We start from the raw sequence: 6,407 nt of genomic DNA, 5'->3' as shown, positions 1-6,407 counted from the left end.
TTGGCAAAGAACTAAAAATATTCGATATTTATGATGAAGTTGGACCAGGATTAATTTACTATCATCCAAAAGGAGCAATCATTCGCGAGGAAATATGTAAATTTTTACGCCAGGAACATATAAAAAGAGATTATTTAGAAGTAGTTACACCTCACATTGCTAAGATTGATTTATGGCAGACTTCAGGGCATTGTGAATATTATAAAGATAATATGTATTTTATGGAAGTTGAAGATAATCCTTATGTGCTTAAACCAATGAATTGCCCGGGCCATATTTTAATATATAAAAGCCAGACAAGAAGTTATAAAGAATTACCCATAAGATATTTTGAATTGGGCACAGTCTATCGATATGAACGAAGTGGGGTATTACATGGGTTACTGCGAGTGAGAGGATTTACGCAGGATGATGCTCATATCTTTTGTCGTCAGGACCAACTTGAAGAGGAGATATGCACTGTTTTAAACTTTGCCTCAGAGATGTTAAAGACCTTTGGATTTAAAGAATATGATGTCTATCTTTCTACCAAACCAGAAAAATATGTTGGAACTCCAGATATTTGGGAGAAAGCTACTTCTGCCTTGAGCGTCGGACTAAAAAAGCAAGGACTAAATTATGCCATTGATGAAGGGGAAGGAGTTTTTTATGGCCCCAAAATTGATATTAAACTCAAAGATGCACTTGGTAGAGCCTGGCAAGGTCCAACTATCCAGGTAGATTTTAATTTACCACAAAGATTTAATGTGACTTATGTAGGCAGTGATGGTAATGAATATCAGCCAGTAATGATTCATCGAGTAGTGTTGGGTAGTCTTGAGCGATTTTTAGGGGCGTTGCTCGAACATTATGCGGGCGCATTACCTACCTGGCTTTCTCCAACCCAGGTAATGATTATGACCATTGCCGACCGACATATTTCTTATGCAGAAAAGATTAAAGAACGATTATTAGAACAAGGGGTGCGGGTTAAAGTAGATAAAAGAAATGAAAAAATAGGATTTAAAATCCGTGAAGCAGAATTACTTGAGAAAACTCCATATATGTTAATCATTGGAGATAAAGAGATAGAAATAGAAAAGGTATCCGTTCGAAAAAGACATACGAAGGAGTCAGCAAATCTTTTAGTAGAAGAATTTGTAGATAATTTAATAAAAGAGATAAAAGAAAAAATCTATTGACATTATTATTAAGATATGATATTCTTATGACCAGGGACAAAGAGGCTTCATGAAATTAAAAACTGGTAACTAATTACCATTCACCAGTTACCAATAAAAAGGAGGTATGAGTAACTATTAAGGGACTTAGAATAAATAGGCAAATTCGAGCAAGAGAAGTTCGAGTGATAGATACAGATGGACAACAGATAGGAATTATCCCTTTATATAAAGCATTAGACTTAGCTATGGAGAAAGATTTAGATTTAGTCGAGATAGTTCCTGATTCAACGGTGCCTGTCTGTAAAATTATGGATTATGGTAAATATCGATACGAACAAAGAAAAAAAGAACGGGAGAAAAAGAAAAAGCAAAAGATTATTTTAGTAAAAGAGATAAAACTTCGACCTCACATTGAAAGGCATGATTATGAAGTCAAACTTAGACATATTTCCAAATTCCTACAGGACGGAGATAAGGTTAAAATAATAATGGGATTTCGAGGACGAGAAATGGAACACTCAGAGTTGGGGAGGAAAATACTCGATAGACTTGTAGAGGATTTGAAAGAAATAGGAATAGTCGAGGTGATGCCAAAATTAGAAGGCAAACAAATGATAATGATTTTAGCCCCAGATAAAAAACATAAGTGAGGGAAATAGTATTCAGGTATCAGCTCTCAGCCATTAGTTTTTCAGATGGCTAAATAATTACACATAATTACCAATTACCAGTAGGGTTCTGCAAAATAGGATTTGGGGGAGACAACAAATAAATATCAAATATCAAATATTAAATATCAAATATAAATATCAAAATGCAAAATTACAAATCAAATTTCAAATTGGTAATATCTTTGCTTCAAGTATTTTAACGCTGAAAGGAAAGAGATAATTTTACATTTTGATATGTAATTTTTATATTTGCTTTTTGCATTTTCATCTGTGGAGGAAATTAAATACCCGCTTAAAAACCACAGTTTCCTGGTTTTGCAGAACTCTAAACCAATTACCAGAGAAAAGGAGGATTACTAATGCCTAAGATAAAGACTAACAGAGGAGCCGCAAAAAGATTTTTTAAAGTTACGGCTACTGGCAAAATAAAGCGTGAAAAGGCTAATGCCGGACATCTATTTACCTGTAAAACCAGGGATAGAAAACGCAATTTGCGTAGCGCAGGATTTGTTAGCCGTAGAGATAGACAGAATATCCGCAAACTTATTCCGTATAAATAAAGGGTAAATAGTTACCATAAAGGAGGTATGAATTCAAATGCCAAGAGCCGCAACGAATGTTGCTACAAGAAGAAGAAAAAACAAAATAAGGAAATTAACCAAAGGTTACTGGGGTGCACGACATCGCTGGTATAAATTAGCTAAAGAGGCTGTTATTCGTGCCGGAGTCTATGCTTATCGAGACCGCAAAGCCCGAAAAAGGGAATTTAGGCAATTATGGATTATTCGAATAAACGCCGCCGTAAGAGAATATGGACTCTCTTACAGTAAATTTATTAATGGGTTAAAAAAGGCAAATGCACAGTTAGACCGTAAAATGCTATCAGATTTAGCGGTTAATGATAAAAATGCCTTTGCTAAATTAGTTCAATTAGCTCAAAAAAACCTGTAGGAAGTAAGCAGTAGTTAGTGAAGAGTGATAATTCACAATTCACAATTGACAATTCACAATTCACCATTATTAAGGAAATTTAGGGAAGAAATTGTGAATTGTGAATGGTGAATTGTGAATGGTGAACGAAAGTTAAGGAGATTCATGAGTGGCAAAAGGGGATGATATTCAGGAACGATTGATTAATTTTGCAGTCATGATTATAGAATTATGCTCTGCATTACCAAATACTCAGGTTGGGAAACACATTGCGGGGCAATTACTTCGATGTGGTACTTCTCCTGCACCGAATTATGGTGAAGCACGAGGAGCGGAAAGTAAAAATGATTTTGTTCACAAGTTGGGGATTGTTTTGAAAGAATTAAATGAATCTGGAATTTGGTTGGAGATTATAAAACGAAGCAATTTGTTACCCATTAATCAACTATTGAGCGTGGTTAAAGAATGTGATGAGCTCTCAAAAATCATCAGTTCCAGCATACGGACGATAGGAAAAAAATCGTGAATTGTGAATGGTGAATTGCGAATTGTGAATGAATGTAACATTGTCCAGTAAAACTTATGGGTAAAGATAAGCAAACAGGAGGGAGTAAAAAGGTGGTTACCGTTGGGTTGGTTCAAATGACCTGCACTAAGGACAGGAAAGAAAATCTATCTAAATCAATTGAGTTTGCTCAAAATCTTTCCTCAAAAGGAGCAAATATTATCTGTTTCCAGGAAATATTTAATCTTCATTGGTTTCCGAAAAATATTGATGTTTCAAACTTTGCATTAGCGGAAGAAATTCCAGGCGAGATGACTAAAGTAATGGGCGAAGTCGCCAAAAAAGAAAAAATAGTCCTGATTTTGCCAATGTTTGAAAAAGCGGAGGAAGGAATATATTTTAATACCGCGGTGGTAATAGATGCCAATGGAAAAATACTCGGTAAATATCGAAAAAATCACATTCCTCATCTACCACTGTGGGAAGAAAGATTTTATTTTACATTAGGGAACCTGGGTTATCCTGTGTTTAAAACAAAATTTGCAACAATTGGTATCCAGATGTGCTGGGATAATTTTTTTCCGGAGGGTAGTCGAATATTAGGGTTAAAAGGGGCACAAATTATATTTGCTCCCACTGCCTGTAGCTTTGCCTTCCAGGCAAAATGGCGAAAGGTATTATGTGCCAATGCGATTGCTAATAATCTTTTTGTAGCAAGGGCTAATCGAGTTGGTGATGAAGAGGGACAAAAATTTCACGGCGGCAGTATTGTTATCGACCCAAATGGTGAGATAATCGCCGAGGCAGGAGAAAAAGATGAGATATTAATCGCCGACACAGACCTGGATTTAATAAAAGAGACACGAAATATCTGGACATTCTATGCCAATCGCCGACCAGAAACCTATAAGGAAGTAATTAATCCGTTACCCTAATGTTACGGTTCAGGATTTATATCATCTTTAATAGGGGTTTACGAAATTAACTGATTAAATGGTAATTGCTGACGAATCAGCAAATCTAATGAGGTGATTAAAATGCCAGAAAAAATTAGATTAGGTGAATTATTAGTAGAGGCAGGAATTATTAGCCGGGAACAACTTGACATCGCCCTGGCTGAAAAAAAGAGAAGTCGAGAAAGACTGGGTAAAATTCTGGTTAAATTGGGGTTTACCACAGAAGGCATTATTATGGATTTCTTAGCCAACCAGTTAGGAATGGAGCATGTAAATTTAGCTGAAGCAGAAATATCCCCTTTTTCTTTAGATGTGAGACGAGAGGTTTTAGAGAGTATTGTCAGACGCCACCTGGCTATCCCTATTTCCAAAGAAGATAATACCTTAATCGTGGCTATGGCAGACCCATTAGATGTATTTGCCTTAGATGATATTAAAAGGGCAACTAAGTGTAATATAAAACCCGTGGTTGCATCCGAAAATGAAATTAAAGATGTCATTGAAAAATGCTATGGGAAAAAAGAGCGGTCTATTGACGAGATTATGAAAGGAATTGATGAGAAGACATTTGAGGTTTTGAGACCGATGACCGAGGAAGCCGCCATTGATATTTCTCAAATGGGAAAAGGAGACGAAGCACCAATTATCAGATTAGTTAATTATATTTTAAGTGAGGCGATAAATGCTGGGGCATCGGATATTCACTTAGAACCTTATCAAAAAGATGTTAGATTGCGATACAGGATTGATGGCATTTTATACGAGATGCCCTCTCCACCTAAAACTCTCCACCCATCGCTTGTTTCAAGAATAAAAATTATTGCTAATTTAGACATTGCAGAAAAAAGATTACCCCAGGACGGTCGAGCCAAAGTGATTATTTCCAATCGAGAGGCAGATTTAAGAGTCTCGATTATCCCCACGGTGCATGGGGAAAAGGTAGTTCTCCGTATTCTTGACCCGAAAAGTTTATGTTTAGACCTGTCTAAATTAGGCTTTGATAAAGAGGCATTGGCTTTATATGAAAAGAACATTGTTGCCCCTTATGGGATTATACTTATCACCGGACCAACAGGCAGTGGGAAATCGACAACGCTTTATTCTACCTTGAGAACGATTAACGCCACGGATAAAAATATTATTACGATTGAAGACCCGGTAGAATATGTGTTAAGGGGGATAAATCAAGTGCAGGTAAAACCCGAAATAGGGTTAGATTTTTCAGATGGATTGAGGGCATTTATGCGGCAGGACCCGGATATAATTCTGGTTGGTGAGGTTAGAGACCGTGAAACATCCGAAGTAGCAATTAATGCCGCTTTAACCGGGCATTTAGTCTTTTCTACACTCCATACAAATGATGCCCCAGGGGCTATTACCCGCCTGCTTAATATGGGCATTGAACCATTTTTAATTACATCAACGGTTATTTTATCTCTTAGTCAGAGATTAGTCCGTGTTATATGCCCTAATTGCAAAGAGGCTTATGACCCCTCACCCGCACTGCTTAAAGAAATAGGTATCCAACCAGATGAAGGAGAAAAAATTAAATTATATCATGGAATTGGGTGTAAAAAGTGTTCTCATACGGGCTATAAAGGTAGAATTGGTGTATTTGAGGTAATGGAATTAAATGATGAAATTCGAGAGTTGATTTTAGCCCGTGAATCAGTCCACATTATCAAAGAAGCGGCGAAACGCTCCGGGTTAATTACTTTAAGAGAAGCCACCATAAAAAAGGTTTTAGCCGGAATAACCACCATTGAAGAATTAATCCGCGTTGCCTTTGAAGAAAAAGCCACACCTTATGTGCCAGAAAATGTTACTCCCCCCGCGGCTTAAAAATATAGCCTCACTGGATTATTGCTCTCTCACCATTTTAAAGGTAATCGTTCACCGCAGAGACAAAAGAGTTCGCAGAGAAAAAAATTAAAATCTATTCACCAGAGACACTGGACTTTCGTGAATTTTCTATGATTCCTTTCTCATTTAATCTTTGCGTTCTTTGCGGTTAAAAAAAGGGTAAACGTTCAGGTGGTGTAACAAAAGGAGATATGGAGATTAAGGAGATAGGGAGATATTATTAAAAAAATTGAAATTAGTAGAAACTAATAGAAATTTATGGAAATTTGTTGTTTCCCACAATCAATTTCTACCTATTTCTATAAATTTCAATCTATAT

General features: G+C 36.4%; 7 protein-coding genes. All 7 read left to right on the top strand.

All coding sequences use genetic code 11. From position 1 onward, the window contains the following. Positions 1–1,181, top strand: a 1,181-nt coding sequence (gene thrS / locus AB1422_11695; protein ID MEW6619978.1) for a threonine--tRNA ligase, incomplete at its 5' end; no start/stop codon positions are given. 116 nt (positions 1,182–1,297) lie between these two features. Next, complete coding sequence (gene infC / locus AB1422_11690) at positions 1,298–1,813, top strand: translation initiation factor IF-3 (protein MEW6619977.1); 516 nt, start codon at positions 1,298–1,300, stop codon at positions 1,811–1,813. Between the two features lie 380 nt (positions 1,814–2,193). Next, a complete protein-coding gene (gene rpmI / locus AB1422_11685) occupies positions 2,194–2,394 on the top strand; it encodes a 50S ribosomal protein L35 (protein MEW6619976.1) in 201 nt (66 codons plus the stop codon). Between the two features lie 37 nt (positions 2,395–2,431). After that, positions 2,432–2,785 carry a 50S ribosomal protein L20 gene (gene rplT / locus AB1422_11680; protein ID MEW6619975.1) on the top strand — a complete coding sequence of 118 codons (354 nt, stop codon included), beginning with the start codon at positions 2,432–2,434 and terminating at the stop codon, positions 2,783–2,785. A gap of 148 nt (positions 2,786–2,933) precedes the next feature. Then, positions 2,934–3,290: a four helix bundle protein gene (locus tag AB1422_11675; protein MEW6619974.1), complete on the top strand. Its 357-nt coding sequence runs from the start codon at positions 2,934–2,936 to the stop codon at positions 3,288–3,290. 56 nt (positions 3,291–3,346) lie between these two features. Then, positions 3,347–4,204: a nitrilase-related carbon-nitrogen hydrolase gene (locus AB1422_11670; GenBank protein MEW6619973.1), complete on the top strand. Its 858-nt coding sequence runs from the start codon at positions 3,347–3,349 to the stop codon at positions 4,202–4,204. Positions 4,205–4,306: 102 nt separating this feature from the next. Beyond that, complete coding sequence (locus AB1422_11665) at positions 4,307–6,067, top strand: ATPase, T2SS/T4P/T4SS family (GenBank protein ID MEW6619972.1); 1,761 nt, start codon at positions 4,307–4,309, stop codon at positions 6,065–6,067. Positions 6,068–6,407 lie beyond the last annotated feature (340 nt).

This window comes from bacterium (assembly GCA_040757115.1).
Classification (GTDB): domain Bacteria; phylum UBA9089; class CG2-30-40-21; order CG2-30-40-21; family SBAY01; genus JBFLXS01.
The sequence above is the reverse complement of the archived record's forward strand: the minus strand, read 5'-3'. Positions and strand labels throughout refer to the sequence as shown.

What these genes read in the sequence shown, in the direction of transcription:
- rpmI (MEW6619976.1), top strand. Translation starts at nt 2,194, where the DNA reads ATGCCTAAGATAAAGACTAACAGAGGAGCCGCAAAAAGATTTTTTAAA.
- rplT (MEW6619975.1), top strand. Translation starts at nt 2,432, where the DNA reads ATGCCAAGAGCCGCAACGAATGTTGCTACAAGAAGAAGAAAAAACAAA.
- AB1422_11670 (MEW6619973.1), top strand. Translation starts at nt 3,347, where the DNA reads ATGGGTAAAGATAAGCAAACAGGAGGGAGTAAAAAGGTGGTTACCGTT.
- AB1422_11665 (MEW6619972.1), top strand. Translation starts at nt 4,307, where the DNA reads ATGCCAGAAAAAATTAGATTAGGTGAATTATTAGTAGAGGCAGGAATT.